This is a genomic window from Rhodovulum sp. (assembly GCF_011048875.1).
GTDB lineage: Bacteria > Pseudomonadota > Alphaproteobacteria > Rhodobacterales > Rhodobacteraceae > Rhodovulum > Rhodovulum tesquicola.
Map to the genome: position 1 here is coordinate 1 of NZ_DSDD01000101.1, position 2,957 is coordinate 2,957.

Here is a 2,957-nt window from a genome sequence, read left to right on the forward strand (position 1 = left end):
CGGCGTCAGCCGGGCGGCGTTGCGCGTCTTCGGCGCGGGCAGCATCACGGCCAGCGCCGCAGCCTGCGCCGCGCTCAGCCGGTCGGGGGGCACGCCGAAATAATGCCGCGCCGCCGCATCGACGCCAAAGACACCCTCGCCGAACTCGGCCACGTTCAGATAGACCTCCAGGATGCGCCGCTTGGACCAGGTCAGTTCCACCAGCGGGGTCAGCACCGCCTCCAGCGCCTTGCGCGGCCAGCTTCGGCTTTGCCACAGATAGACATTCTTGACCGTCTGCTGGCTGATCGTGGAGGCGCCATAGCGCCCGCCAGCCTCCAGCGCGCCACGGATCGCGCGCATGTCAAAGCCCCAGTGCAGGCAGAAATTCGCATCCTCCGCCGCCACGACCGCGCGCCGCATCGCGGGCGAGACATCCTCGATCGCCACCCAGCGATGCTCGATGCCGCCCAGGCGGCGGGCCTCGGTCCACATCGTCCAGGTCACCGGCGGGTTCAGCACGGAGGGCGCGACGATGGCCAGCGCCACCGCGCCCCAGACCAGACGGCGCAGCGTGATCCGCGGACGCGGCAGCGTGGGCAGCCTGAACCGCCCCCCGCCGCCCTTGCGGGTCGCCTTCTTCCGCGTCGCTGTCTTTCGTCGTGCCATGGTCCGTCTGATACCCGAGCGTGAAACGCTTGACCATCGCCCGAAATGAAACGGCCCCGCGGATGGTGCCGCGGGGGCCGCATTTCGGGCCGGATCAGACCCTATTCCGCCGGAACCGCGCGTTCCTCGATGCCCGGCGGATGGGTCAGGTGAGGCAGCATCTCGCGCGGGCAGACCTGCAGGAAATTGCCCCTTTCCAGATCCCAGTTGTCGAGGATCTCGCCCGCCTTGCGGCTGCCGGTCTCCTCGGCATGGCGCGCAATCAGGCCCTTCAGCTCGGCCTCCCAGTGCTGGACGCTGACCCGACAGGTGACCAGCGTCTCCATGTTCATCAGGTCGCGCGTCTGGCCTTCGGGGTCGTAGAGATAGGCCATCCCACAGGTCATCCCCGCGCCGAAATTGGCTCCGATCCGTCCCAGGATCACCGCAATCCCGCCGGTCATGTATTCGCAGCCGTTCGAGCCGCAGCCCTCGACCACCACCCCGGCGCTCCGAACGCGCCCAGCGACTGCCCCGCGCTGCCGGCCAGCTTCACCGTCAGGTGGTCGGGCTGCAGCTTGTTGCGCATCCCGAATTTCTGGACGATGTGGCTCGATACCCGCGTGCCGATGGACCGATGCGTGTTGCGCACCGCATAGGACACCTGCATCTTCTCGCCATCCTCGAAGAAGCGATGCGCATCGCGCAGGATCTCGGCGTCCAGCGTGTCGGACACCGGGTTTCGCGGCCGCGACCGGTCCAGCCGCGGCCGGTCGTTGGCATCGACCTGTATCAGCAGCGGATTCAGGTCCAGATCGTCCAGATGTGCCGAGCCGTGGCTGATCTGGGTCAGCAGATCCGCCCGCCCGATCACCTCGTCCAGCGACCGCGCCCCGGCCTGAGCCCGCCATCGGTGCGCAGCGTCACCTGCTCGCGCAGGTTGTTCATGGCCAGGACCTGATGCGCCTCGGTCAGGCCTATTTCCCAGGGCAGGCCGGCATATTTGATCGACGTGGCCGGGCTTGCCCCGGTGCCGCCGTTGTGGCCCGAGATCAGGATCACGTCGGCCTTGGCCTTGGCCACGCCCGCCGCGATGGTGCCCACGCCGCTGGAGGCCACCAGCTTGACGCAGACCTTGGCGCGCGGGTTGATCTGCTTCAGGTCATAGATCAGCTGCGCCGGATCCTCGCCGCCCTCGCCGCTGTCGGACTTGGCCCCGATCCGGTTCATCGCCACGTTCAGCGTCTTGTGCGCCTCGGGGCTCAGCGCGCCCAGGCTCATCCCCGGCGTCACGAACCGCTTGCGGATCGAGGTGATCGATTCCACCTCCTCGATCGGCACCGGCTTGCCCAGCGGCCTGATGTCCAGAAGGTCGCGCAGATGGATCGGCGGATGCGCCCGCATCGCGGCCGAGAACTGCTTCCAGATCTCGAAGGACGCGCTGTCGCACGCCTTCTGCAACAGCGCCATGGTCCTGGCCTCCCAGGCATGGGTCTCGCCCGAGCGCTGCGCCTTGTAGAAGCCGCCCACCGGCAGCACGTCGCGCCCCCCGCGCCAGCCCTGGCGGTGCACCTCCTCCAGCTTCTTCTGGATGCCCGACACCCCGATCCCCGAGATCCGGCTGTGCATGCCGGGGAAATATTCCGCGCACATCGCGCGACTCAGCCCCACCGCCTCGAAATTCAGCCCGCCGCGATAGGACGAGATCACCGAGATGCCCATCTTCGACATGATCTTGAGCAGCCCGAGGTCGATCGCCTTGCGATAGCGCGCAACTGCTTCGGTCAGCGAACACTCCAGCAGGCCGCGCCGGATCCTCGCGCAGCGCGTCCTGCCCCGCGCCCGCCGGGAAGGTGCAGTCGATCTCGGTCATCGGCGAGGTGAACTGCGCCGCGATCGCCTCGAACTGCGCATTGCCCAGGAAGGGGCTTTCCAGGACGATGATCCGCGTCTGGCTGCCATCCTCGTCCAGCACGTTCTTGAGGTTGCCGAACCGCGTCTTCAGGCTCATCACCCGGTATTCGCGCAGGCTGTCGATCGGCGGAGTCGTCACCTGGCGAAGTTCTGCCGGAAGAAATGGCTGAGCGGGCGGTATTTCTCGGACAGCACCGCGCTGGGCGTGTCGTCGCCCATGGACGCCACCGCCTCCTTTGCCTCCTCGGCCATCGGCGCGAGGATCGTCTCGACCTCCTCGATGGTGAAGCCCGCCGCGATCTGCCGCTTGCGCAGCTCGCCGCCCTCGTACAGCGTCACCTCGTCCGGGCCCGACAGGGTGTCGTCCAGCTCGTGCACCTTTTCCAGCCACTCGCCAAAGGGCTGGCTGGCCGACA

Annotated in this window: 1 protein-coding gene and 1 pseudogene; both read right to left on the bottom strand. The window is 67.7% G+C overall.

Features of this window, described 5'->3' with window-relative positions:
* On the bottom strand, positions 1 to 648 hold a 648-nt coding region (gene mtgA, locus ENN83_RS03395; protein WP_287184115.1), incomplete at its 3' end, for a monofunctional biosynthetic peptidoglycan transglycosylase.
* 101 nt (positions 649 to 749) lie between these two features.
* Positions 750 to 2,957: pseudogene (locus ENN83_RS03400) on the bottom strand (glutamate synthase-related protein); the annotation flags it as partial.